The following is a 609-nucleotide window of genomic DNA, read 5'->3' on the forward strand; positions in this document are numbered from 1 at the left end:
CGAGACCGCCCTGTGGCCCGAGAAGAAGTTCGTGATCACGAACGTCATCGTGTCGCAGAAGTTCCTCAAGGAGCACCCGGACGTCGTCGAGGCCGTGCTCGCGGGCACGGTGAAGACCAACGAGTGGATCAACGCCAATCCGGAGAAGGCGAAGGCCTCCGCCAACGCCAAGCTGGCGGCGGACAGCGGCAAGCCGCTCGACGCGAAGGTCCTCGACCCGGCGTGGCCGAGCATCGCGATCACCGACGACCCGCTGGCCTCGACGCTGAAGACCCAGTCGGAGTGGGCGGTCAAGGCCAAGCTCATCGAGCAGCCCGACCTGGCCGGCATCTACGACCTGACGCTCCTGAACAAGGTCCTGAAGGCCGCCGGCAAGCCCGAGGTATCCGACGCCGGCCTCGGCGCCAAGTGACCCGTAGTCCGGCAATGCAGCAGTCCAGCAATCCCAGGAGGTGACGACCATGGCCACGACACTCGCCAAGGCTGCCGAGGGCACGGTGGCGGAGCACACGCACGCCGCCCGTATCGAGCACGTCTCGAAGTCCTTCTCCGGCCCGGCCGGATCGCAGCTCGTCCTGGACGACATCAGCCTCGATGTCGCTCCCGGAG

General features: G+C 67.0%; 1 protein-coding gene and 1 pseudogene. Both read left to right on the forward strand.

The window, feature by feature from the left end; genetic code table 11:
* On the forward strand, positions 1 to 412 hold a 412-nt coding region (locus IG86_RS0138090; protein ID WP_030903180.1), incomplete at its 5' end, for a sulfate ABC transporter substrate-binding protein.
* Positions 413 to 461: 49 nt separating this feature from the next.
* Positions 462 to 609 (forward strand): annotated as a pseudogene (locus IG86_RS0138095) (ABC transporter ATP-binding protein); the annotation flags it as partial.

The organism is Streptomyces virginiae, assembly GCF_000720455.1.
Taxonomy (GTDB): Bacteria; Actinomycetota; Actinomycetes; order Streptomycetales; family Streptomycetaceae; genus Streptomyces; species Streptomyces virginiae.